Source organism: Cypionkella sp., from assembly GCF_028290025.1.
Taxonomy (GTDB): domain Bacteria; phylum Pseudomonadota; class Alphaproteobacteria; order Rhodobacterales; family Rhodobacteraceae; genus Cypionkella.
On the sequence record NZ_JAQGKQ010000082.1, the window covers coordinates 1 to 23,178 of the forward strand.

At 58.1% G+C, this 23,178-nt stretch carries 20 protein-coding genes and 2 pseudogenes; 11 read left to right on the forward strand and 11 right to left on the reverse strand.

Annotated elements, in window-relative coordinates; genetic code table 11:
- Together JWS10_RS13480 and JWS10_RS13485 are read right to left on the reverse strand one after the other, a co-directional pair.
- A partial coding sequence (locus JWS10_RS13480; RefSeq protein WP_299508219.1) for a cbb3-type cytochrome c oxidase subunit I occupies window positions 1-887 on the reverse strand: 887 nt, incomplete at its 3' end.
- Window positions 884-1,510: a cytochrome B gene (locus tag JWS10_RS13485; protein WP_299508221.1), complete on the reverse strand. Its 627-nt coding sequence runs from the start codon at window positions 1,508-1,510 to the stop codon at window positions 884-886. The genes JWS10_RS13480 and JWS10_RS13485, both read right to left, overlap by 4 nt.
- A 72-nt stretch (window positions 1,511-1,582) precedes the next feature.
- Between JWS10_RS13485 and JWS10_RS13490 the strand changes: the two genes are divergently transcribed.
- Window positions 1,583-2,104, forward strand: a complete 522-nt coding sequence (locus JWS10_RS13490; protein ID WP_299479581.1) for a DUF2231 domain-containing protein — start codon at window positions 1,583-1,585, stop codon at window positions 2,102-2,104.
- Here JWS10_RS13490 and JWS10_RS13495 read toward each other — a convergent pair.
- The 6 genes from JWS10_RS13495 to JWS10_RS13520 form a co-directional block, all read right to left on the reverse strand.
- Complete coding sequence (locus JWS10_RS13495) at window positions 2,074-2,583, reverse strand: CopD family protein (RefSeq protein ID WP_299508223.1); 510 nt, start codon at window positions 2,581-2,583, stop codon at window positions 2,074-2,076. The genes JWS10_RS13490 and JWS10_RS13495 overlap by 31 nt on opposite strands.
- On the reverse strand, window positions 2,580-3,281 hold the full coding sequence (locus JWS10_RS13500; protein ID WP_299508225.1) for a cytochrome c oxidase assembly protein: 702 nt from the start codon (window positions 3,279-3,281) through the stop codon (window positions 2,580-2,582). The genes JWS10_RS13495 and JWS10_RS13500 overlap by 4 nt, the downstream gene beginning before the upstream one ends.
- A complete protein-coding gene (locus JWS10_RS13505) occupies window positions 3,278-3,409 on the reverse strand; it encodes a hypothetical protein (protein ID WP_299508227.1) in 132 nt (43 codons plus the stop codon). Before JWS10_RS13505 ends, JWS10_RS13500 begins: the two co-directional genes overlap by 4 nt.
- 121 nt (window positions 3,410-3,530) lie before the next feature.
- Window positions 3,531-3,992 carry a hypothetical protein gene (locus tag JWS10_RS13510; RefSeq protein ID WP_299508229.1) on the reverse strand — a complete coding sequence of 154 codons (462 nt, stop codon included), beginning with the start codon at window positions 3,990-3,992 and terminating at the stop codon, window positions 3,531-3,533.
- Between the two features lie 29 nt (window positions 3,993-4,021).
- The gene (locus JWS10_RS13515) at window positions 4,022-5,788 is read right to left on the reverse strand and encodes a peroxidase family protein (protein WP_299508230.1); all 1,767 of its coding nucleotides are present in this window, start codon (window positions 5,786-5,788) and stop codon (window positions 4,022-4,024) included.
- 184 nt (window positions 5,789-5,972) lie between these two features.
- Window positions 5,973-7,232, reverse strand: coding sequence for a YcaO-like family protein (locus JWS10_RS13520; RefSeq protein WP_299508232.1), 1,260 nt, complete (start codon window positions 7,230-7,232; stop codon window positions 5,973-5,975).
- A gap of 30 nt (window positions 7,233-7,262) precedes the next feature.
- On the opposite strand from JWS10_RS13520, the gene JWS10_RS13525 reads away from it, so the two are divergent.
- Together JWS10_RS13525 and JWS10_RS13530 are read left to right on the forward strand one after the other, a co-directional pair.
- Window positions 7,263-9,773, forward strand: coding sequence for an adenylate/guanylate cyclase domain-containing protein (locus JWS10_RS13525; RefSeq protein WP_299508234.1), 2,511 nt, complete (start codon window positions 7,263-7,265; stop codon window positions 9,771-9,773).
- 227 nt (window positions 9,774-10,000) lie between these two features.
- A complete protein-coding gene (locus tag JWS10_RS13530; protein WP_299508236.1) occupies window positions 10,001-10,924 on the forward strand; it encodes a homocysteine S-methyltransferase family protein in 924 nt (307 codons plus the stop codon).
- Window positions 10,925-11,088: 164 nt separating this feature from the next.
- On the opposite strand, the gene JWS10_RS13535 is transcribed toward JWS10_RS13530, so the two are convergent.
- Window positions 11,089-11,970 (reverse strand): LysR substrate-binding domain-containing protein, encoded by an 882-nt coding sequence (locus tag JWS10_RS13535; RefSeq protein ID WP_299508238.1) that lies wholly within the window; start codon window positions 11,968-11,970, stop codon window positions 11,089-11,091.
- Window positions 11,971-12,119: 149 nt separating this feature from the next.
- Here JWS10_RS13535 and JWS10_RS13540 point away from each other — a divergent pair, with 149 nt between their 5' ends.
- The 8 genes and pseudogenes from JWS10_RS13540 to JWS10_RS13575 all read left to right on the forward strand — a co-directional run bounded on the left by JWS10_RS13540 (window position 12,120) and on the right by JWS10_RS13575 (window position 21,397).
- Complete coding sequence (locus tag JWS10_RS13540; RefSeq protein WP_299508240.1) at window positions 12,120-14,132, forward strand: CocE/NonD family hydrolase; 2,013 nt, start codon at window positions 12,120-12,122, stop codon at window positions 14,130-14,132.
- An 87-nt stretch (window positions 14,133-14,219) separates the two neighbouring features.
- Window positions 14,220-15,428: pseudogene (locus JWS10_RS13545) on the forward strand (ABC transporter substrate-binding protein); the annotation flags it as partial.
- A 409-nt stretch (window positions 15,429-15,837) separates the two neighbouring features.
- Window positions 15,838-16,734: an ABC transporter permease gene (locus tag JWS10_RS13550; RefSeq protein ID WP_299508242.1), complete on the forward strand. Its 897-nt coding sequence runs from the start codon at window positions 15,838-15,840 to the stop codon at window positions 16,732-16,734.
- Entirely contained in the window at window positions 16,731-17,567 is an 837-nt protein-coding gene (locus tag JWS10_RS13555; RefSeq protein ID WP_299508244.1) for an ABC transporter permease, read from the forward strand. The genes JWS10_RS13550 and JWS10_RS13555 overlap by 4 nt, the downstream gene beginning before the upstream one ends.
- A complete protein-coding gene (locus JWS10_RS13560) occupies window positions 17,564-18,574 on the forward strand; it encodes an ABC transporter ATP-binding protein (RefSeq protein ID WP_299508246.1) in 1,011 nt (336 codons plus the stop codon). The genes JWS10_RS13555 and JWS10_RS13560 overlap by 4 nt, the downstream gene beginning before the upstream one ends.
- Window positions 18,571-19,338: an ATP-binding cassette domain-containing protein gene (locus JWS10_RS13565; protein WP_299508248.1), complete on the forward strand. Its 768-nt coding sequence runs from the start codon at window positions 18,571-18,573 to the stop codon at window positions 19,336-19,338. Before JWS10_RS13560 ends, JWS10_RS13565 begins: the two co-directional genes overlap by 4 nt.
- Before the next feature lie 311 nt (window positions 19,339-19,649).
- Window positions 19,650-20,591, forward strand: a complete 942-nt coding sequence (locus tag JWS10_RS13570) for a diacylglycerol kinase family protein (RefSeq protein ID WP_299508250.1) — start codon at window positions 19,650-19,652, stop codon at window positions 20,589-20,591.
- Window positions 20,588-21,397, forward strand: a complete 810-nt coding sequence (locus JWS10_RS13575) for a metallophosphoesterase (protein ID WP_299508252.1) — start codon at window positions 20,588-20,590, stop codon at window positions 21,395-21,397. The genes JWS10_RS13570 and JWS10_RS13575 overlap by 4 nt, the downstream gene beginning before the upstream one ends.
- A gap of 1,127 nt (window positions 21,398-22,524) precedes the next feature.
- On the opposite strand, the gene JWS10_RS13580 is transcribed toward JWS10_RS13575, so the two are convergent.
- Complete coding sequence (locus JWS10_RS13580; RefSeq protein ID WP_299508254.1) at window positions 22,525-22,908, reverse strand: hypothetical protein; 384 nt, start codon at window positions 22,906-22,908, stop codon at window positions 22,525-22,527.
- Window positions 22,883-23,178 (reverse strand): annotated as a pseudogene (locus JWS10_RS13585) (hypothetical protein); the annotation flags it as partial. The pseudogene JWS10_RS13585 and the gene JWS10_RS13580, both read right to left, overlap by 26 nt.

Here is a 23,178-nt window from a genome sequence, read left to right on the forward strand (position 1 = left end):
AAAGTAGTGCGCGCCATCACCGGCAAAATGGTCGCAATCATACCCGCCGCAGGCAGAAAGATGATGTAAACTTCGGGGTGGCCGAACAACCAGAACAAATGCTGCCACAGCAAGGGATCGCCGCCGTTTTCCACCTGAAAAAACGGCCAATCAAGCGCGCGCTCCACCTCAAGCAGCAGCGATCCAAGGATCATAGGGGGAAACGCCGTCAGGATCATCACCGACACGATGAGAATATACCAAGCGAAGATTGGCATCCGCGACAGGCTCATGCCAGCCGCGCGATATCTCAGCACGGTCACGATGACCTCTACGGCCGTCGCAATCGCCGAAACTTCGATAGAAGTGATGCCGAGCAACCAGACATCCGCCCCGACTCCCGGCGAGAATGCCGCCGAGGACAACGGCGGATACATGAACCAGCCGCCATCCGGCGCTAGTCCCATCAGCATCGCAATGATGACGGCGCTGCCACCAAAGATGTAAACCCACAGCCCGTAGGCGCCAAGCCGAGGAAATGCCATATCGCGGGTTCCGAGCATCCCCGGCAGCAACAGCACCGACATCGCCTCAAAAAACGGAATTGCAAAAAGAAACATCATCACGGTGCCATGCATCGTGAATATCTGGTTGTATGCCTCAGGCTGCAGGAAAGCCGAGTTCGGCGTCGCGAGTTGCGCACGGATCAGCATCGCAAGGACGCCGCCGATCACAAAGAAAGTTGTAGCAACGATCAGAAACAAGCCGCCAATGTCGTTGTTATTGCTGGTGGTCAACCAGCCGCGAAAGCGCGGATCAGAGCCCCATATCCGCGCGAGTTGTCGATGCAGGCGCAGGGCTGTGCCGCGGTGTTGCGGGGTGGATGGCGTAGGGCTGATCTCGGTCATGGCGTGCCCTTTCGCAGAAAACTTGCCCAGGACTCGACATCATGCGCCTCGACTGTAAACACATCCTCGCGGTAACCGCGCCCGCTGAACTCGGCACCCTGCCCCGAATATATCCCCGGACGCGCGGCCTCAATGCGCAGCACGTTTACATGACCCGGAATAGCATCGAGCTTTCCAGCCAACCGCGGCACCCAAAACGAATGGATCACGTCGGTACTGGTGATCTCCACATCGACAGGGCGGCCTGCCGGAATATGCAGCACGCCTTCTGTCGCAGGCACGCCGGCACCCGCATAGCGAAAGGTCCACGCCCATTGCCGCGCCTCGGCTTGCACGGTGACAAGGTCGGATGCGGTGCGGGGCAGCAGCCGCTCGCCAATGACAAGGCCATATCCGGTCAGCGCTGCCAGAGTTGCCAGTGGAAAACCCAAGCCAAAGCCCCACACCCAGACGCGGGTTTGTCGCTCATCATTGCTTGCGCCTTGCCCCGATCGGTTGGCCGCGCGGTGCAGGGCGCTAAACAGCAACATCATTACCAAAGCAAAGATGGCCAGCCCACAAGCCAGCATAATCCACCACAGCTCTGCGATGGTCTGGGCTGCCGGACCCGCCGGATGCAACATCGAAAGCTGATCCTGGCAACCACTTGTGAGCTGAAGCGTTGCCGCAAGCGCAAAACCGCGATGGAGTGTCGGATGCCACAAAAGATGACGCAAGATGCAGAGGACATTCGTCCGTTCGAGGATCCGATCCTCAGCGACCCTGCGTTTCAACAAACCGAAAGCCGCGTCGCGATCTGGGGCCACCCGCTTCATGCAATGACAGTCGCTTTCCCGGTGGCGCTGACCTTTTGTGCCTTTGGTGCCGATATGTTGTATTGGCTGTCTGGTGAAGAACGATGGGCTTGGGCCGCACTGTGGGCTACGGGCACAGCCTTCCTGTTTGGCCTGCTCGCTGGTGCCAGCGGCACGATGGAGTTGTTGATGGTGCCCGGTATCCGTATCCGCGCTGCTGCTTGGACGCATTTCGTGATTGCGGTGATGCTGCTGTCGCTTCTGGGGCTCAACTGGGGCTGGCGTTTGACGGGATACGAGACCGCCATCCTGCCGTGGGGCCTGCTTATGTCCGGCTTCGCGGTCATCGTGGTATGTGTGACGGGTTGGCATGGCGGCAAGCTCGTTTTCGACTATCGGTTGGGAATAGCAAAGGGCAACTGATAGCCCAAGGGTCGCAACAGCCAGGACGGCACTGGCAATTCTTCGAGCTCGGGCTTGCCCAAAACAAGGCCCAGAATGCACAGCGCGAGACCGCAGACCAACATCACTGAGATCATCGGCCCGGGTGGCTCGTGCTGGCCTTCGGTTTCGGCGACGCTGATTATGGTATGCCCTACCCATGCGTGCATCGCCACAAGGCCGGTAACCAGCACAAGCTTGGCGAAAATCCACATCGTAAAGACCTCGCGCATAAAGATAAGTGCCGTCCCCGAGGCAATTGCCAGCACCGCTACTGGAGTGATCACCCAAACATAACCAAAATGCGTGGCGCGGCGGATTTGGGCAAACTCTGCTTGCACGATAGAGCGATCATGCCGCGCCAGCATCAGCGGCAAGGCAACCAACCCGGCCACCCACACTGCCACAAAACTAAGGTGCAGCGCTTTGATATGCGCGACCAGCCCCTCAACCCAGCTCACTCCGGCTCTCCTGCACTCGAACGCCAAGCTCTGCGCGCAAGCAAACCGCCCCATACCGCAAAAGGCAGACCCGCTGGCATCCACATGATCAAGCCGCCAAGTTGCTGGTCAGCCAGTGGCGAAAACCCCCACAGAAGCGGGGCAATTGCATGGGTTGCGTAAAAGCTATTTGGCGCAAGTGTCAGGATGGCACCAAGCATCCCCATCGCGAGATACGCCAAAAACACCCATCCCACGCCCGATCCGTCAGGTTGTGAAAACACCGCCCGCCAGAACAGTACAGCCGACCCAAACAGACTGGCCTGCATAACCCAGTAAAGCGCCATATGCCCCAGCGCGGCGTCATAGGCATCGGGCACATGCCACAGCCAAAGCACCGCCGTCGCAAACAGAAATGGCACACCCGCCCGAGTGTGGGTCCGGGTCGGACGCGAAATTGCAAAAAGCGGCGCTGCGACCGCGACCAAAAGCACGTGATGCAGCACACGCGCCGAGAACAACGCCGACGATAGCGCACAGAGCGGGGAGACGAACGCGATTGCCAAAACAGCAATCGCCGCCGCCCCGCAGCGGTTGCGTCCCGCTAACAGTGCCAATCCAGCCAAAACCGCCAACACCCACAGATCGAAATTCCAGCGCGAAACCAGCTCGACCGGTATCGGCGCCGGGCCACAATAACTGCCCTGCCAACCAGTCATGCTAAGGCCGCGAAGTTGGACAGTTCAAACTTGAGATCTTCGCTGTCTCGGGCAGCCTCGAAGCGCGAAGGCACAGCAGCAAAAAAGCCAGCCGCAACCATCAATAGAAACGAGATTGCAATCAGCATCCGCATGGCCCCAACGTGACATTATCTGCCAACGCCAAAATGCAATAAGCGTTCCCTCGACCGCTCTTGATAACGCCGAGGGATGCAATGCTCTGTGGCCCGGGGGCTCAGGGGTTCAAGGTCAGCGGCAGCGACGAAACGTGATGGTACCGAGAAGATATTTCCGCCGGTCGCCACTATCAGCCACACCCAAGTCGTCGATCACAAGTGACAGATAACCGCTTGGCGAAAGCAGGCTATTGGTGCCGTCTGATAGAGCAATCGTCATCACATCGGTCCCACCGGTATCGGCGTCTTTTGCGCCTTTCAGCTTAAGTTTTTTCAAATCTGGGCCAAATTGATAGAAATAGGTGCCTCCTGCAAGGTTATCGATGGTCACAACATTCGTATCACCTTTATATGTCACCTTATAGGCGGGGTAATTGGTGATGATTTTCTGAATGGTATTGTTGACCACTTTATCGGGTGTAAGCGTCCCATCCATAAAATTGGAGTTAAAAATCTCGCCAAGTAATTTCATGCCGGATTGACGTTGGGCCTTAATTCCCACTTTGGATGTATCGAAGACGACAATGTCGGCCATTATGGATCCTTTCGGTTGATGATAATAGACTAATGTGGCGCGCTGAAAGCAAGTCTTACGAGGTCGCAATAATCGAATTTATCCTTGAACCGCCCCCCAAATGCGGGATCTGGCACAAACCGTTGCCGCACCCCATTCACAATCATCCCGGTCCCGCTTGCTTCTATGGCCGCGCTCAAAGTTTCCGCGACCATGCGGCCGCCCAATGGGCCGAGATGATTGCCGTCACCGCAAATTGCCGCTTCACGCAAGATATATAACCAAAGCGGCGTTTGATCGACAAATCGCGCCCCAATCGCGCCTTCGCGCATGATCTCGGTCGCGGCAGGATTATCTGGAATATCAAGCAAGTCAGGCGCCAAGATCGGAATATGGCAGGGCGACCCGGCCAGAGTCAGTTTCTGCTGCACTTGCTCGGCAAGTGCCTGTCCGGTCGGTAATTTCAGCAGCGCTCCGGTCATCAAAGTGCGACGCGCGAGATTGAGATGCCTCTGCACCTGTTGCGCGCAGGGACGGTCATAAATGCTTTGTTGGAACAACCGGTCCGGCAGGCAGAACAAGTCTTGGCTCAACTCCGTGCCGATGCGGGCTGCCTTGATCGGATCAGACCCTTCCAAGCCAAGCATGTGTCGCCAGTCGGTTGTCCATAGCTGAAGGAGTTGACCGTTGGTCAGATTTTCACCATCAAACGTGAAGTCGAGCAGATCAGTAGCCAACGCACTGGGCACAGTATGCTTGGGATCGACCGTATTCCATGGCGCATAAACCTCACGCACCATTGCATGACCAAAGCGAAAGATCGCCGCAGACACCTCAATCGGAACAAAAAACTGATATAAAGGATGGAGTTTGTTCGAGGGGGCGATGTAGACGCGACCCTCGTTCATCACGTCATCATAGGTTTCCTGGTCGATCAAACGCGGAAGGAAATCCTGCAACACGACCGACTGAAAATGTCGGATAATCGTTCGCCTTACCCGTTTATCCTGCAGGCCATCGCCTTGCAGGATAGCCAGTGCCGCTTGTGCGAAACGCGTCACCGCTACATGAGTTTGCGACAAAGCTAAGTTCTGGTCATTGCGCCTTTCAAACAGTAGGGCGCGACCATCAGCCATGCGCGGCAAATCGTTGAGCTCACTGGCCGCGGGCACCGTCTTCGAATCCGGGATTGTCTCACCAAGCGCCAGACCCTGGACCTCTTGAACATGGCCCGGCAGCTTGGGTGGAAAGTCGAGCGGGCGCAGAAAGATTGTTTTGAGGTCAATGGAGCTGTCAAGCGCGACGGAGGGATACGGCGCGGTTTCGACCCCAGCCTGCTTCCAGACTGTCATTTCATGCGCGAGAAATTGGCCAAGGTAGGTATAGGCCGCAGGAGTCTCTCCCATGAGTCTTGGCAGCGGGGGGGGCGGCGCAAAACCGTAATCAACCAACAGCGCATCGCCAAGCCGCCCGAGGCGATCAAGCATTGCATCATCTGCCTGAATACCTAGCGAGGCAATTCTTGAATAGACCCGAACGGGCACAGAGTTGACAGCTTCCGCCGAAAACTCTGCGTCCAATTGCGAATTGCGCAAAGCGACAAGCAAGCCATCAAGCTGCGCTGCAGCCCTGTCGCCGATCACCGCTACCATCCCGCGTTCGGTTTCGACGACATCAAGAACAATCGGTTCTTCAGCAGTATTAATAACACCATCAGGGCCAAAAAGATCCGCCTGCCTTGTCATCGTCGTTTCAGGCGACAGTTGCCCGATAACCAGACGATACCCCGCGCCATGAAGACATGCCAAGTCGTTCATTGTTCTGCCCCGACTAACGGTGGTGAACTGAAGTATTTATTGAAAACAGAGATTAAGAAGGACTATCCCACCGACGTGGAATCACCCGTCAGTTATTTTAACAAGACTAAATTATCACACGGCTGCTTGTTCAGAAAGATTTTTCTCTCTGCCTGCGCGACGAGCTAATTTAACCACAGAAAATCTAAAACAACAGCGGCACCGGGTTCGGGCGGGTCGCACCGGCGGGGCCAAGATCGCGCAAGTCTGGGGACAGCAATCTGGGGTGTCCGAACCTTGGCTTGTAGTGACAAAGGCGAGGTGCCACGGCACGGATCACTGGCACACCGAAGGTGGGGCGGGTCAGATCCACGAAGGTGATGCTGCATCCCGCCTGACCAAGCGCCGCGATGGCCGACGCAAGGCCCGTCTCCGACTGAGCGGCAGTTTTTGTCCCGGTGTCTGTCGTCTCAGGTCCGGGCGGCGGGAGTGCTGCGGGACCACGTGCGAGCCATTCGGCGGTCAACGGATCAGGCTTTTCTGCCGCCAATAGCAGCGACGCTTCGACAGCCAACATCTCAGCCACGGCTGCGCCCGCTGCCTCCGCCAGATCAAATCTTGCTGCGAAACCCAACGCTGGCAGGCGGCCGTCCGGCGCGGTAGAGACAGCGGCGATCACCGGGACGCCGATGTCTGTGGTCAGATCCAAAAGTCGGGTCAGGCGCATCCGGCCATCCAGCCATTTGATCAGCTCGGGCCACTTGTTCAAAAGCGCGGCGGGCAAGGATGGCCGTTGCCTGCGCCCATACCACCACCGCCCAGCCGCATCGCGTTCGACAAGTTCCAGCAGTGCGGCCTCCATAGCTTCGACTTTGGTCGCACCCGCCGCACAGCCGTTCGAATCGGCAATAGCGGTTGCTTCCTCATCCCCGGCCGTGCGCAAGCCGATCAGAACGCTATCGGCAGGCAACAGCACGGTAGCCCCGCTCTGCGCGTCAATGCCAGCGATCCAGTCGATCTCTGCGCCCGAATACGCCGGAGGCCGCCAGTCGTATGAGCCATATCGCTTGTTCCACCCCTGCCTTGAGCGGATCTGGGCCCGGCTAAACCCTTTCGCCTGCTGCGGCCCAATCGTGTTCGGGGGCAGATCCTCGAGCCTCGCTCTGATCATCACTTCGTCGCCCCATGCGCAGCAGCTTGCCAGCTCGACCGCCTCGCCCAATCCGCTCAGCCGACAGCGATCCTCAGTCAGCGCACATCCGTTTGCGACCCGCCCCGAAGCCAGCATTGCGGCCTTCGGATAATTGGGACAGCGCGTAAGAAGCGCGTCGCCCGGGATCACCACCGAAGCCCAAGCCACCGGTCCAATTCGGGTTGTGAAGCATTCAAATTCAGCGGCCAGCACCTCGAGGCGATTGGCGTCGCCCGTTTCCTTTTTGCCCCCTAGGCTATTTTCCTCTATCATGGTGGAGATGCCCGAAGTTTGGTGAAAGTCATGCTCGCTGACGGTCGCCCCACAGTGATACTCTTCGCGGATGTTGTCGGCTACAGTCGGCGCATGAAGTCCGACGAGGCTGGTACAATCTCTTTCGTCGAGCGGGCATTCGCCCGGGCACGGCGCGGCAGCGAACGCTTTGGCGGCCGGGTCATCAAGACAACGGGCGACGGCTGGATCGCATTGTTCGACAGCGTGTCCGGTGCGGTTGACTGTGCTGTGGTGCTGCAAAGACTGTCCCAGCGCACCATTGCCACATCGAAATTGATATTGCGGATCAGCGTTCATCTCGGTGAGGTGGTGTTCAGCAAGACCGAATACTTCGGACATGCCTTGAACGTGGCGGCACGGATGCAAACGCTTGCCGAGCCCGGCGGGATTGTGGTCTCGCAACAGATTGTCGCCGCGTTGGATCATTCGCCCCGCTTTCGCTTCGAAGCGATGGGTCATCCTTTACTGAAAAACATTGGCGACGGTTTGGCCCTGTACCGGCTGCATGCAACAGGTGTTGGCGCGCGCGTAACTTTGCCAGTTGAGGGTCTGCGGCTGAACTTGCTTCGAAGCCTCACCATCACAAATTCGGCTGGCGAACAGTTGCTTCTGACGTCGGCACATGCCGCTGCGATGATCGGGGTGTTGGCGCTAGAGCCCGATCAGGCGATCGCCGATGATCGCTTGGCGGCGATGCTTTGGCCGGACAGATCGCTGGCGCAAGGGCGCGTCGCTGTGGCCCGGACACGGCGCCACATCAACGATCGGCTCGCACCAGGGGGACCAAATTTGATTGGTGCCCGTGGCACGCTGGTGTTTTTGAACCAAACGGTCGCAGAGGTCGATCTGCAAACAATTTTGCGGGCGCTGGGTGAGGGCGAAGTGCCCTCGACCTTACAGTCCGTAACCGATTTACCCGGCGAGGTGCTGGCAGGTCTGCGCCACATCAGCCCCACGCTCGACGCCTGGTTGAGCGTACGTCGGTCGATCTGGCGAGATCGGATTATCTCCGGGCTCGAATCCTGTCTGGAACGTCACCAACCTGATCAGCCCGCCTTGCGCACTGCGGCAGAAGTACTGTTGCGGCTTGAACCGGGGCACGAGCCTGCGTCGATGGCCTTGATGCGGCATTTGGCCAGCAGCGGCCGCAAAGAGGCTGCGCTCAGCGAATTTCAGCGGCTGTCGAAACATCTCAACGCATTGGGGACGCGGCCGGGCGAAGCAGTGGTGCAGCTTTGCGCTACGCTGCGTAACCTCGGTTCCCTCGCCGCGGTACCATCGATCTCGACAACTGGTCCGCGCGTGCCGCAGATCGCCATCGGTGCCTTCGAATGGAACAGTCCGGTCGACGCAGACGCCGTCGAGCAGTTCCGCACCAATCTCATTGCTAACCTCTCTAGATTTCGCAGCTGGGCGGTGCTCGACGTTATGGGCGAGGATTCCGGTGGGGCCGACTATATTTTGCGAGCGCGCCGCGCAAAAGTTGGCAATCGGGGACAGCTGCAGTTCCGGCTTCTTGAGGCGCGCAACCGACGTATCGCCTGGAGTGAAGCGTTTTATCTATCCGCCGAAGATTGGCGTAAGAATCAGACCTATGTCATCGGTCGTGTGGCTTCGGCGCTTGAAATCTACATATCGTCCGATCGTTTGTCGCAGGTCGTCGGGCACGTGCCGACCGATATCAAAAACTACGATGATTGGCAGCAGGGCGAGGCACTCTTGTTGCAATGGACACCTGCAAGCGAAGTCGAAGCGCAAGCGATCTTTGAGCGTCTCATTCGACATGCGCCCAGTTTCGCCCCGCCTTATGCCAGCCTCGCGAGTATCCTCAATGTTCGGCACATTTTGCAACCCGGTCACAAGAGAGCGCAAGGCGAAGATGCCACCGCGCATACGTTGGCAATGCGCGCCGTCGAGCTTGACCCGATGGATGCACGCAACCATCTCGCGCTCGCCTGGAGCGCGGCGCTGGCGGGCCGTTTTGACCAAGGGGCGGTGCATCTTGACCTTGCCGCCACTCTGAATCCTTTCAGCCCAACCACAATGATATCAGCAGCGATGGGTTACGCCTTCCTTGGCGATCACCCACGCGCAGGCGATATTCTCGATCAGGCAATGCGCCTTTCGCCGATGCTGCGCTCGCATCAGTGGTGCTATGCAGCGGCCGTGCATCTTCTGGGCGGAGACCCCGAGCGGGCCGAGATAGCAGCATTGCGCTCAGGCGATCAAATCGTAGACAACCAGGGGTGGCTCGCCATCTCGCTGGTTCAGCAGGGTCGCCTTCCCGAGGCGCACGCGGCATTTTGTCGATTGAAAGAGGCCACAGCGCGGATTTGGGCGGGCGAGCAGCCCTGCGACGCTGCCGCCGTGCATGATTGGTTCGTCAATGCCTATCCGATAAGGCGTGCAAGCGACCGCGCCGCAATCACCGAGGCGATGGCCAAGGCAATGGCGTTCAAGCACCCTACCCGCCAAAAAGATTCTGGGTTCGAGTCCGAGCATCCCGCAATCGGGGCTTAAGGCATTTCTCTCGGCTACAGAGGATCGGGCTTGGTCGGTTACGGCATCTTCGTTCTACCCGCTGAGCAAGCGCAGGGCACCACCGTAAAGATCGCCAGTAACCTCGGCTAGAGTCTACACGCCAGAACGGATTTGCTCCTGTCGGCGGCTTGGCAATTTGAATTGGCAATCTCGACCAGTTCGCCCGAGTTTGCTATAATCGGCTCAACCTTTTTCGAGAGGCAGTGATGGAGATGCTTGATCGCCTGCTTTCGTCGTCAGTCCCGTTTCTCAGCGACGGTGGACTAGAGACAGACTTGATCTTTCACGAAGGTGCCGACCTACCGCAGTTTGCCTCCTTTGTGCTTCTTGATACTTCGGAAGGCCGCGAGATGCTGCGACGGTATCTGGTCTCGTATCTTGACATGGCCGAAGCGGCGGGACGTGGCTTTGTTCTCGGCACACCGACATGGCGTGCAAATGGCGGCTGGGGCCCGAAGCTTGGGCTGGACGACGCAGGCATACGCGATGTCAATCGACGCGCCGTGGCATTTATCCGCGATCTGCGCGACACCCATCCATGGCGCAAGAATATCCTGTTGGAGGGAGCGGTGGGACCGGCGGGCGATGGCTATGCACCGGCACAACTGCTGGCCCCGGCGGAAGCTGCCCGCCTGCACAATGCTCAGTTGGAGACTTTCGCCGACGACGGCGTAGACATCGCAACGGCCTTCACGATCACCCACCCCGGCGAGGCCATCGGCATCGCCACCCGGGCGCGCGAGCTTGATTTGCCGTTTGCGCTATCCTTCACTGTTGAGACCGATGGACGCCTACCGACCGGGCAAGACTTGGACAGCGCCCTTGATGAAGTCGAAACGGCGACCGACGGCTATTGTCGCTATTACGGCATCAACTGCGCGCATCCTGAGCACTTCGTTGATCGACTGCCGTCAGGCTGGTTGAACCGCATCGGTATGGTTCGACCAAATGCATCGCGCCGCAGTCACGCCGAGCTGGATGAAGCTACAGAGCTAGACGATGGTGATCCCCACGAATTCGGCGCGCTCTACGCAGGAATGGCCCAGCGATTGCCCGCTCTGCGCGTCATTGGTGGATGCTGTGGATCTGACATACGGCACATCAAGGCAGTGATCGCCGCAGGCGCGTAAGCGCCAAAAACTCGCAGGCTCGCGAGGGTATCGGCGCGGCCCCCGCAGCCACGTTTCGCGGTTCGCTCGAATACCTTTTTCTGCGCAGCCTCGTGATCATCATCGCCGGATCTCACGTTGCGTTCGGCGTGGAACTGACCATGCGAGACCATCTTTATCGTTTGCTAAATCGACTGTTTCAATAGCAATGCGATCAACCGCTGCACGGGTTCGCGCGTGCCGCGCGCGTGCGGGTAGATAGCGCAATAACTTGATTCCATTGCCATTCGTGCTGCATGAGGCATGACCAGCCTGCCGGCCTTTATATCGCGCTCGGCGAGCCGGGTCGGAGCAAGCGCCACGCCCAACCCAGCCGCAGCAGAGGCGATGGCATGTCCGGTCAAATGAGTGCGCAAGCCAGAGGAGGGTTCAATATCGCGCATCATACCGGCGACGTTGAACCATGCTCGCCAAGATGGCAGGTTGGCATAAGATGGCCCCCAATCGGTGTGAATAAAGCCATCATCGGGCAAGGTCAGCAAATCGCCGCCCCAACGTGCGGCAAATTCCGGGCTGCAAACCGGTGCTATGACGTCGCTGAACAGCGGCACAACGCGGTGTTCAGGATAAAGATCCGCACCATAGGTAATGCGAAGGTCGATACCGTTACCGATGAAATCAACCGGGTCTATTTCGACCCTGACTTCGATGGCGCGCAGATCAAAGTCACGCATCCGGTCGTACAGCCAAAGCTCTGCCAGCGACGGTGATGCCGATACAACCAACCTGGATTTTCCATCCGCCTGGCGCACTTCTTCCGACAGCCGAGCAATCTCACCCAAGCATTGCTCGAGCCGAGGGTACAGCGCCTGTCCCGCTTCGGTCAGTTCGATCTTGTTGCGCTGACGCAGGAACAGCTTTTTGCCGAGGTAGCCTTCCAAATTGCGGACATGCTGACTGATCGCTGCGGGCGTGACCGCCAATTCGACGGCAGCAGACACAAAGCTGCCCTCACGAGCGGCAATACTGAAAGCGCGTAGCGCGTTTAGCGGGGGGAACAGTTCCATCGGGCACACCTAGTTTTTCTAAGTCTGCACAAAGATTTCTGCAGTTGCAATGCTGCAATGATGCGCCATCTTCCGAAAGGCCGACTCGAACAAATCCGACGCGGAATGGCAGCGACAAGGGCGACGATGAAAAACCACACGGTGCGCAGATGATGAATGAAAAGCCCTCGGTCCTGAACGTAGAGTTGGCGTGGATTGCGCTGCCAGATGGCAGGCGATTGGCGGCGCGGTTGTTTTTGCCGGCAGATGGCGCGGCGGTGCCGTGTATTCTGGAGTACCTGCCCTACCGCAGACGTGATGGCACGCGGCTGCGCGATGATGCCAAGCATCGCTGGTTTGCGGCGAATGGCTATGCCGTGGCGCGGGTAGACATTGCGGGCACCGGCGATTCCGAGGGCTTGCTCGACGATGAATATGTGCTGCGAGAACAAGATGATGCGCTGGCAGTGATCGACTGGATCAGCCGCCAGCCGTGGTGCAGCGGTGCTGTCGGCATGATGGGGATTTCCTGGGGCGGCTTCAACGGCTTGCAGGTGGCAGCGCGGCGCCCGCCTGCGCTTAAAGCCGTCGTCACGGTCTGCACCACGGATGACCGCTATGCCACCGACGCGCATTTCATGGGCGGCTGCCTGATCAACGATATGTTCGGTTGGGGAGGGTCGTTGCAAAGTTACGGGGCGCGCCCGCCTGATCCTGCGATGGTGGGCGCGGATAAATGGCGCGAGATGTGGCGGGCGCGGATTGACGATCTGACGCTGTTTCCGGCGCGCTGGCTTGCGCATCAGCGCCGCGATGCGTTCTGGAAACAAGGCTCGGTCTGCGAGGATTACAGCGCCATCGAGGCGGCAGTTCTGGTGGTGGGCGGTTGGCTCGATGGCTACACAGCGCCGATCTTTGCGCTGGTCGAAAACCTGACGGCACCTTGCAAGGCGATCTGCGGGCCTTGGGGGCATAAGGAACCCAATCAGGGAATGCCGGCGCCGCAGATTGATTTCTTAAATGAATGCAAGCGCTGGTGGGATCGCTGGCTGAAGGGCATCGACACCGGCGTGGAAGCTGATCCAGCCGTGCGACTTTACGTGATGGACACCGCAGAGCCGGTGCCGCTGTTCACCCATCGAGACGGCCACTGGCTAGGATTCTCGTCTTGGCCTGCCCCCGAGATTGCTGCCGATACCTGGCATTTTGGCGCTTGGGGTCTGACACCACAAGCCCAGACTTCGGGTGGGGTGCAGATCGTGCGCTCTCCGCAGACCACAGGGATCAAGGCGCAGGAATGGTGCCCCTATGGTCAGGGCCGTATTGCCGCTGAAGGGGCGACCGATCAGCGCGAAGATGATGCGGGTTCGCTATGCTTTGACAGCGCGCCGTTGACCGAGCCGCTGATGATTGTCGGCGCCCCGGTGCTGAGGTTGCGGGTTGCAGCCAACCAGCCACAAGCGGTGATGGCGGTCAGGTTAAATGCTGTAGCGCCCGATGGCACCTCGGGTATGGTGACGTTCGGGTTGCTGAACCTTGCGCATCGCGACAGTCACGAATTTCCCGAACCGCTGGAGCCGGGACAGTTTTACGACGTGACGCTGGCGCTAAAGCCCATCGGTCAGACATTGCCGGTGGGGCATCGCCTGCGGGTTGCGATCTCCTCAAGCTATTGGCCGATGATGTGGCCGGCACCAGGGGATGTGACGTTGAGGGTTGATCTTGACGCCGCCGAGATTGATCTGCCCCGCCTGGACTCCGCGCATAGCCTTCCAACCCCGGTTTTCGGGACGCCAGACGGCTGCGAGCCGGGTGAGACCCTGCGTCATCTGGAGCCTACCGAAACCCGCACCATCCACTTGGGAATCGAAGGCCAGACCGCCACCTTCGACATCATCAGCCACGATGGCGATTACACTATCGTCGAGACCGACACGCGGATTGTCTCTACCCGCACCAAGCAGTATCATATTGCTCGGCTTGACCCACTGGCTTGCCGCACCGCCGTGCAATATATGGTGTCTTATCAGCGGCCTGATTGGAACGTGCGGATTGAGACTGAAGTGGCCTGCCGGGCCGATGCCCTCCAGTTCCATCTGACCGGATCGGTCCGCACCTACGAAGATGACACGCTGTTTGCCGCCAAAGACTTTGCCTGCTCCATCCCCCGCGACTGCCTGTAACGCCAAAGGAACCTCCTCATGCCGCACTCACTCGACCGCCGCACCTTGCTAAAAATGCTTACCGCCGCCACAGCATTGCCGCTTGTGATGGCCGCCCCGCGCCTGGCTTTCGCAGCCACCGGAGATTTGGTGGTCCGGGCTGACAAGGATATCACCAACCTTGATCCCGCCAACCGCACCAGTGTGGTAGAGGGTAACATTCTGCGCGCCTGCGCCCAGAATTTGGCGCGATTCAAGCCGAACGTTCTCGAATGGGAGCCTGATGCGGCCAAATCGCTGGTTCAGGTGTCTGAAACCGAAATCACGTTCGAACTGAACCCCGGCCAGATGTTTAGCGGCGGCTATGGTGAGATGACCGCTGAAGATGTGAAATTTTCATTCGAGCGGTTCCTGCCCGCAGCGGATGGCACCAAGCCAGCCTATGCGGATGATTGGGCGGCTCTGGACAAGGTTGAGGTGACAGGCACCTATACCGGGCGAATCCTGTTGAAAAACCCGGCCCCGGCGCTGTGGCTGATCGCAATTTGCGACGGCTCCGGTGTTATTATCTCAAAGAAAGCGACCGAGGCTTTGGGGGCGGCGATTTCCACCACCGTGGTCGGCACTGGTCCCTACACGATGACCGAATGGAAGCCGAACGAAAGCATCACCTTAACCGCTAATCCCGACTACAAAGGCAGCGACACCGCTGGCTTTACGCGCATCATCATCAAACCGGTGACAGAGTTCCGCACCGCCTTGCTGGCCTACCAAGCTGGTGAGATCGCCTTCACCGAGATTGATCCAGTCACCATCGCAGACGTGACGGCGCTGCCGGATTCGGTCGTGCTGAACAAGCAATCCATCGACTATACTTGGATCGGCATCAACACCCAGAAAGCACCGTTTGACAATCTGAAGGTGCGTCAGGCGCTGCGCCTTGGGATTGATATGGATATGGTGATAGCGGGCGCGTATTCCGGCACGGTAGAGCGGGCGCATTCCCTGATGGCTCCGGGGCTGTTGGGCTACTGGGCCGATGCGCCGGTCTATAACCGCGATATTGCCGCCGCACAGGCTTTGCTTGCCGAGGCCGGGGTGCCTCAGATGACGGCAACCCTGACCTGCCTGAACGATGCCAAGTCGCAGGCCACAGCCGCCATCGTGCAGGCCAATCTGGCCGAAATTGGTGTGGCGGTGACGATCAACGCACTGGACGGCGGCGCCTATTGGTCAATGGGCGAAGGCGACCAAAGCAAGGATCTAGAGCTGACGCTGATCACCTATGGCGGCAAATTCGACCCGAGCTTTCAGACACAATGGTTCACCGGCGCGCAGGTCGGCTTGTGGAACTGGCAGCGCTGGACCAATGAGGAATTTGACACCCTCAACGAAAAAGCTGGCACCACCACCGACCCTGACGCGCGCGGCCCGATGTATGTGCGAATGCAGGAACTGCTGGATGAATCGGCATCTTGCCTCTGGATCACCCACGGTGCCAAGACATTCGTGCATTCCAAGACTTTGGTGCCCGCTGCTGCCGAATGGGGCAGATTGGCAATTGCGGTTCTTCCATCCAGCTTAAACCCTGCGATGATGCAAAAAATATCCCTGCCCCAGTGGGCGGGGGTAGTCAAAGTCTGCAGGAGAAATGATGTCGATACCCTTTCTGCGCTTCGTGATGCAGCGTGCGCTGGCGGCGGTGTTGACACTTTTGGGTGCGCTGATGGTGCTGTTTGCGATGCAGCACTTCGTCAAAGGCGATCTGATCACCATTCTGCTCGGGCCGCGCGCCACACCCGAACTGCGGGCGATGTATACCACGCGGATGGGGCTGGATCGGCCCGTGCTCGAACAGATGTGGTTGTTTTTGAAGCAAGCGGCGTCGGGGGATTTGGGCATCGACATCGTCTCAAACCGCCCCATCGCAACCATACTGTCTGAGGCTTTGCCGAACACTCTGCAACTCGCCAGCACCGGGCTGCTGCTGGCCTTGGTCTTTGGGCTGCTGCTGGGATCAATCGCCGCGCGGCGTCCGGGCACGCTGTTGGATACGGTGCTGGGTGTCACTTCGGTTGCGTTCATCACGACACCAGCCTTCGTGGTGGCAATTGTGTTGCTGCTGGTGTTTTCTGTGCAACTGCAATGGTTTCCGGTGACGGGCGCGGGCGAGCCTGGCCAGCCACTTGACCGGTTGGTTCATCTGGCATTGCCTGCCACGGCACTTGCAATCGGCTGGGTGGGCTATCTGGCGCGGCTGATCCGGGCCTCGCTGCTAGAAGTGCTCAGCGAAGATCACGTGCGGATGATGCGGGCTTACGGCGTGCCCGAACGCCGTATCGTCGGGCGCTATGCGATGCGACTGGCGCTGATCCCGGTGGTCGCGGTAATGGGCATCGGGGTTGGCGACATGATCAGCAACGCGGTGTTTGTCGAGATTATCTTTGCGCGTCCGGGGGTTGGTTCGTTGATCTACAACGCGATTTTGGCGCGCAACTTTCCGGTCGTGCAAGCGGGCATCCTGTTTACCGTGCTCGTGTATGTCACAGCCAATCTTGTGGTCGAAATCCTGAACGCGTGGTTGGACCCTCGCATTGCCCGCAGCTTGGGACCGGGCTCATGAGGGCGCTTTTGGCGGACGTCTGGGCCAGCCCGACCGGACGGATCGGCATGGTGCTGACAGCGGCGATCCTGCTGTTCATCACATTCGGCCCGCTGGTTACCCCAAACCCAAACCTGCTTGCTGTTCAAGCGAAGTTCTTGCCCCCAAGTCTGGCGCATCCGATGGGGACCGATAATCTCGGCCGCGATCTTTTGGCCCGTGCGGCACAAGGCACCCGTGCGGCGGTACTGATCGCAGTGGCGGTGGTGGCGTTGTCGAGCGTCATCGGCGCGCTGCTCGGCGTGATCGCGGGGCTGCTGGGCGGCTGGATCGACCGGGCGATCCTGATCATATTCGACATCATCAGCGCCTATCCTCCGGTCATTCTCGCAATGGGCATCGTGGCGCTTTATGGCACCGGGGCCAGCAATTTGCTGCTCGTTGTGACGATCCTGTTTTTGCCGCAGTTTGGCCGGATGGCGCGGGCGCAAACCTTGTCTTTGCGCAACCAGCCCTTTGTCGATGCCGAGCGTATTCTTGGCCTCGGCACCGCGCGACTGGTCACACGCCATCTGCTGCCAAATGTTGTGGGGCCTCTGATCGTTCTGGCCAGCATGAACGTACCCGTCGTCATCACCATCGAGGCCGGGCTGTCATTCTTGGGCCTTGGCGTGCAACCGCCGCAGGCGAGCCTTGGGACACTGATCAAGGACGGCTACATCTACCTGGATCAATCGTGGTGGCCGACGATTGGCGCAGCGGCGATTTTGGCGATCACGACGCTCGGAGCTACCTTGTTCGGCGAGGCATTGCGCGACGCGAGCGACCCCAAGCGGAAGGGAGGGTTCCAATGAGCGTGGATCCCGGCGCAGGCGTCATCCTGTCCGACCTGCGGGTGCGGTTTGCCACACGGGCAGGCAGCTATGCCAGCGTGCGCGACGTTGGCCTGACCATCGGTTCGGGGCGGATCTTGGGGCTGGTGGGCGAGTCCGGCAGCGGCAAATCCACGGTGGCTCTGGCCCTGCTGGGCCTGCTGGCCGCGAATGCCACGGTCGAGACCGGAAGCCTGCAGATCGGTCCAGACACCTATGATCTTGCCACACCGGGGGCCGTAACGGCGTTGCGCGGGCGCAAGATTGCAATGGTGTTTCAAGACCCGTTTACCGCGCTGAACCCGGTTTTTACCATCCGCGCGCATCTGGAAGAAGGCTTGTCGCGGCGCGAACCGGGGCTTGCGCGGGCTGAAAAGCAGGCTCGCATGGTGCAAGCTCTGGCGGATGTTGGCTTGGATCAGCCGACACAGCGGCTTGCGCAATACCCGCATCACCTGTCAGGCGGTATGCGACAGCGGGTGGCGATTGCGATGGCGTTGCTCGCCAAACCGGACCTGCTGATCGCGGACGAGCCGACCACAGCACTGGATGCCACTGTCGAGGCGCAAGTGATGCAGCAAATCTGCGCGCTGCGCGACCGCATCGGCTGCTCGGTTCTTCTCATCACCCATTCGCTGGGCCTCGTCACCGGGTATTGCGACGATATCGCCGTGATGTATGCGGGTGAGATCATGGAGCACGGGCCGGTGGCGCGCGTCGCAGCCTCCCCCAAGCATCCCTACACCAAAGCCCTTCTGGCCTGCGAGATCGGCATAGATGAGCCGCGCAACCCTGACGCCCGCACGACACGGTTTCGCATCATCCGGGGCGATCTGCCCGACCCGTTGCACCTGCCTACGGGCTGCATCTTTGCGCCACGCTGCGATTTCGTCATAGCGGCCTGCACCCTATCCCCTCCGCCGCTGATCGCACAGCCGGACGCTCCCGACCACCTTGTTCGCTGCCTGCGCGCCGGAGAGGTGACATGACCGAAGCCAGCATCACGGTCACGGACGCACGGGTCAGCTTTGGGCGTGTTCAGGTGCTGAAAGGCGTCTCTTTGTTGGTTCCGGCAGGCACTTGCTTTGGAATCATTGGCGAAAGCGGTTCTGGAAAGACCACGCTGATCCGGGCCATTCTGGGCTTGCAGCGGTTGCAATCAGGGCAAATTCTGCTCTCCGGCAAGCCGTTGCAGCCGGGTCGCACCGGGGCGCGGCTGCGCGCGATGACCGTGCAGGCGATTTTGCAAGACAGCACCGCGTCGCTGTCGCCCCGTCGCAGGATCGGTCAGTTGCTTGACGAAGTTTCCGAAGTGCTGGCCGAGCCAAAGGATGCCACCCGCGCCCGCGCCGCGGCTTTGTTTGACCGCTTGGGCATCCCCGCTGCCGTGACCGATAAATACGCCCACCAGATCAGCGGCGGCCAAGCGCGCAGGGTCTGTGTCGCCCGCGCCCTCTTGATGCGGCCACGTGTCCTGATCGCAGACGAGCCGACCGCAGGCTTGGACGTCTCTGTGCAGGGTGACCTTTTAAACCTGCTGCAAGAGATCAGGGTCGAGCATAATCTGACGCTGGTTGTGGTCAGCCATAACCTCGCGGTGATCCGCCAGATCGCCGACCAAGCCGCCGTGATGTGCCGGGGCGAGGTCGCCGAGGTTGGCGATGCCGCACAGGTGTTCGACGCGCCGCAGTCCGACTACGCCCGCAGTCTGCTCGCCGCATGGCCGCGCCTGCACAAACCCGCAAACCTCTGATCGGTTGGCCGATCTCTGACCCGGCCGTCTCTGGGATGTCAGTATCTTTGCGCTACAGGTGCGTGCGCTCACGCCATTCCAGTGGAGCGTGGAACGCATAGCGGCCCCACACGTTATGGTGCGCAAACGTATCTGATTGAGCGCATGCTTTGGCTAAGAGGGGAGAACGATGTCTTGGGCGAAAAACAACGAAAGCCCAAAGAACATCTTCTGATTTTGCCTGATCTTATAATTTTTACCGAGGTTTTCTGAAGCAGAAAACTTCACCCAACAGCTCACCGGCCATCCATCACAGCAAGGGATACTCAGCTTTGGAAAAAGATATCTGTGTCATAGTCAATGCCGGGTCCGGGCAGAAAGATGCAAAATCTAATCCGGACAACATTGTAAAAGCGTTTGAGGCGCTCGGGACGAATTGCACACTCAAATTGATCGAGAACGGCGCGCAGATCGAATCTTTAAGCAGATCCGCCTTAAACGAAGGCTTCAAGACCATTGTCGCAGGAGGCGGCGACGGCACAATCTGTGCCGTCGCTTCCGCTTTATCCGACAGCGATGCCACCATGGGCATCTTGCCGTTGGGTACTTTCAACTATTATGCCAGATCGCTCAATCTGCCCATGGAACTTGACGCGGCGGTTAAGGTGATCGTTGAGGGAAAAACCCAAGCGATGCGCATCGCCACGGTGAATGACAAGGTGTTCTTGAACAACGCCAGTCTAGGCGCCTACCCCGCCATTCTGGAAACCCGCGAAGACATCTACAAACGCTGGGGCCGTAGCCGCGTCGCGGCCTACTGGGCGGTGGTCAAGACGCTTTTCAGACTACGCAGTTCGATGCGGTTGCGCATAACGGTCGACGGCCAAGCCCAGCTTTTCCGCACACCGTTGGTCTTTGTGGTGAACAACGCCTACCAGTTGACGCATCTGTCCGTGGAGGGTGCTGACCGGATCGAAGACGGTGAATTGGTCACCTTCGTCGCGGCCGACAGCAGCCGCCTCGAACTGATCCGCATGGCTCTGGTTATTGCGCTACGCCAAGGCTTGCCCAAAGGACGATTTGAGGTGATGAGCGGCTCTGACATCTTGATCGAAAGCCTCGGTCGTCGTGCGGGTCGCCCCCATAAAGTCGCGCGGGATGGCGAAAGACAAAGGCTCGCCGGACCGTACCGGTTCAAAGTGAAAAACAGCGCCCTGACTGTCCTGATCCCAAGCCCCGAGCCGGAAAAATCCGAACGCGGCGAGCCCGCATGAGAAGGTTGGTCCATATCTCGGATCTGCACTTCGGTCGCGATCGCCCTGAACTGCTCGAGCCGTTGCGGGAAGCCATTAACAAGCTCGGTGCCGATCTTGTGGTGATCTCTGGCGATCTGACGCAGCGCGCAACGGTAGTGCAATTTAAGGCAGCCGCCGCCTTTATCAGCGCCCTCGCACCCCCTGTTTTGGCTATACCGGGAAATCACGATCTGCCATTGCACAACTTGATTATGCGGGTATTTACGCCGTGGCGGCGTTATCGAAAATGGATCAGTGCCGATCTGAACCCTAAGTTTGTTGATGACGAACTGGTCGTCGTAGGCGTCAACACCGTCAATCGGTTCGCGTGGCAACAGGGCTGGTTGCGGTCGCGCGCTCTGCGCAGAATATCCGCTGAGTTCTCCAGCTCCGGCAAAGATCGAACCTGTATCGTCGTTGTTCATCATCCACTCGAACATCAGCCAGGAGAGCGGAAAACGCTGATGCGCAACGCCGCGCTTGGCGTGCAGGTGCTGTCGGATTGCGGTGCCGATGTGGTACTTTCGGGCCATTTGCACAGCTGGCGCGCCGACCCATTTGCAATCGTAGCAGGGCGGATGTCCGCCCTGCAAGTTCACGCCGGAACCAGCCTCTCCAATCGGCTGCGCGGAGAAGTGAACGATTTCAATCTTCTGGAGATTGAAAAAGGCAGGATCACCATACGCCACCATGTGTTTAGCGATGAAACTTCATCCTTTACGACCGCCGCTTCCGTCACCTTCGACGCCGGACCCCAAGGCTGGCAGCGCAACCTCGCGACTTGATTCCGGTTTCAATATCCGCTCACTGATAAAAAATCTTAAACCCGCACGAGATACCGGCTCGGCGGGATGGGTGTGTCGCGCGATGCCGTTCAGTATTGGGAAGCCAAGCCCACTATCGTTAAGCGATGTCCTGATCACACCTTTGTGGTGTAATTCCACGGCAGCAGATCGTTGATCTGGCTTTGTTTGTGGCCGTCGACGATGGAGGTGAGCGTGCTGGTCAACCCGGGCTGCAGGAATATGTCGCCCACCTTGATCGTTACACTGGTGCCTTCAATCTGTATCTCGGCGTGATTTAAGCGATTTGACCAAAGCCAGAGGACAAAATATTATACGATAAGCAGGATTGCAAAGCCGATCAAGGCTGTGATTTTGCGATGGTCAGGAATTTCAACAAAAAGAAGAAGCGTGATAACGCGGCCGTAACGATCGAAGTATTTTGAAGAAACATTTTAATTATACGTCTGTCGAAGATTTTAACTTTCACGGTATTTCACCCTATATTATTTGCGCTGGAAATACCTGAAAGTGATTTCAGATTTTCTGCTGTCCCTGCTCTTTTTTGATCTTAATTATTTCTAACGACCATCCGTAACTGGCAACTTAATTAGCGTTTGACGTACGGCGCTCGGCTTTCCAAAATCAATAACGGCCCACTGTGAGAGGTGTCGGCACAAAAGTAAAGCCCTACGCACCCTTTCGTCCGCGAAATACTCGGCAAGACCAAATCAAATCGCTCTCTGACTCTGCTCTGCCGGCCGATTTCCTAGGTAGGTTGTCAGATATTGGAATAGCTGGTTGCTCTCATTGTGGTGATGCTATTCCCCTGAGATGGCACTGTGCTAAGTTTACCATTTTGGTGATACGCTAAATCACACTTCAATCGATATCCGAAGGAAATCGCTCACCAGTTTATCATTTCATCCGTAGACGACAAAACGCCGGGTTAGAGTTGGTATCTGCCTCAGGCCTAAACGACAACCTTGGGCTGGCCTCATACAGAACATGCGCGAACTTCTTGGAAATTGGTTCGAAATCAATGGGCTTGCATCACAAGAGTAAATTCGGACAACAAGGATTTTCGAAAAGTCCAAATCATCTTTTCAGTCACCGAATCTGGGCACCAGTCAAAGGATTAAATCTGCAACGGTGTAACTCGATGCCCTAACATTTCCATCTTCGATAGCAACGATAAATTCATACTCAGCATCGTAGTCTGTGTTTCCACGAATGAGGGTTGTTGCGCCCGCCTCTGCAAATGAAATAGTTCCAACTCCCGTTAAGCCAAACTGAAACATTTGATTACCGACAATGGTGGCATTGGCATCAATTCCCGAAATGTCTATTCGGTCCCCTATGCTCGAACCCACCCCAGAAAAGGTAACACTTGAGCCGTCTCCACGAATAACGTCACGAGAAAAACTGTTCGAATCTGCAGTGCTATTGCAAACGAAAACATCGCTTCCAAGGCCTCCAATTAGGGTATCAGCCCCAGCCCCCCCAGCAAGCACATCGCTTCCGTTGCCTCCATTGATTAGATTTGAAGGAACTACCCATTATAATATCATTACCCGAACCTAAGATTAGGTTTTCGATTGAAATGAGCGTGTCAACAAAATTCGAGTTATTTGGGAATGATACAACACCAGTTGTCAAGTTAGCTAAGACTGTTCCAGAGTAAAAAACATAAGAAGTAGAATCGACCCCGGATCCACCGTCAATAATATCAAAACCAAAGCCGCCATCTAGAAAGTCGTTTCCAGATCCTCCATAAATACCGT

Coding starts and splice junctions, on each gene's coding strand:
- JWS10_RS13575 (WP_299508252.1), top strand. CDS start 20,588: ATGAGAAGGTTGGTCCATATCTCGGATCTGCACTTCGGTCGCGATCGC.
- JWS10_RS13565 (WP_299508248.1), top strand. CDS start 18,571: ATGACCGAAGCCAGCATCACGGTCACGGACGCACGGGTCAGCTTTGGG.
- JWS10_RS13560 (WP_299508246.1), top strand. CDS start 17,564: ATGAGCGTGGATCCCGGCGCAGGCGTCATCCTGTCCGACCTGCGGGTG.
- JWS10_RS13540 (WP_299508240.1), top strand. CDS start 12,120: ATGATGAATGAAAAGCCCTCGGTCCTGAACGTAGAGTTGGCGTGGATT.
- JWS10_RS13525 (WP_299508234.1), top strand. CDS start 7,263: ATGCTCGCTGACGGTCGCCCCACAGTGATACTCTTCGCGGATGTTGTC.
- JWS10_RS13520 (WP_299508232.1), bottom strand. CDS start 7,232: ATGATAGAGGAAAATAGCCTAGGGGGCAAAAAGGAAACGGGCGACGCC.
- JWS10_RS13505 (WP_299508227.1), bottom strand. CDS start 3,409: ATGCTGATTGCAATCTCGTTTCTATTGATGGTTGCGGCTGGCTTTTTT.
- JWS10_RS13530 (WP_299508236.1), top strand. CDS start 10,001: ATGGAGATGCTTGATCGCCTGCTTTCGTCGTCAGTCCCGTTTCTCAGC.
- JWS10_RS13490 (WP_299479581.1), top strand. CDS start 1,583: ATGCCACAAAAGATGACGCAAGATGCAGAGGACATTCGTCCGTTCGAG.
- JWS10_RS13510 (WP_299508229.1), bottom strand. CDS start 3,992: ATGGCCGACATTGTCGTCTTCGATACATCCAAAGTGGGAATTAAGGCC.
- JWS10_RS13535 (WP_299508238.1), bottom strand. CDS start 11,970: ATGGAACTGTTCCCCCCGCTAAACGCGCTACGCGCTTTCAGTATTGCC.
- JWS10_RS13555 (WP_299508244.1), top strand. CDS start 16,731: ATGAGGGCGCTTTTGGCGGACGTCTGGGCCAGCCCGACCGGACGGATC.
- JWS10_RS13500 (WP_299508225.1), bottom strand. CDS start 3,281: ATGACTGGTTGGCAGGGCAGTTATTGTGGCCCGGCGCCGATACCGGTC.
- JWS10_RS13485 (WP_299508221.1), bottom strand. CDS start 1,510: ATGTTGCATCCGGCGGGTCCGGCAGCCCAGACCATCGCAGAGCTGTGG.
- JWS10_RS13550 (WP_299508242.1), top strand. CDS start 15,838: ATGGTGCTGTTTGCGATGCAGCACTTCGTCAAAGGCGATCTGATCACC.
- JWS10_RS13515 (WP_299508230.1), bottom strand. CDS start 5,788: ATGAACGACTTGGCATGTCTTCATGGCGCGGGGTATCGTCTGGTTATC.